The 307-nt window shown below is 49.2% G+C and carries 1 pseudogene; it reads left to right on the top strand.

Annotated elements, in window-relative coordinates:
• A pseudogene (locus ACFINC_RS10055) lies at window positions 1-307 on the top strand (hypothetical protein); the annotation flags it as partial.

Genomic DNA, 307 nt, shown 5'->3' with positions numbered 1-307 from the left:
TCCCCTTTATGACTCCCCGAACGGAAGCAGTGAGGATCTGCGCCATTCCCCAAGACCAGAAGAACATCTCTATGCAGAAATTGATCCGAGAACACAAGGGAGGCGCCCTCCCCATAAACCATTAGAAACAATCTATACAACATTGGGCGCGGGTGCTGAAGGTGGAGAACGCCAACAACAGGAAAATCCTCTCTACGAAGGCATTGGCAGAGCAACAACGCCCCCTCCCAGAACCCAAAAAGATGTGATCACAACAAAGCTCTTACAAGACACAGGCTTTCAATATGGTGTAAGAGAAACCCAAGAG

This window comes from Bartonella sp. AP58NXGY, assembly GCF_042195785.1.
Classification (GTDB): Bacteria; Pseudomonadota; Alphaproteobacteria; order Rhizobiales; family Rhizobiaceae; genus Bartonella.
Note: the sequence above shows the minus strand (reverse complement) of the source record. Positions and strands in the feature narration are given on the sequence as shown.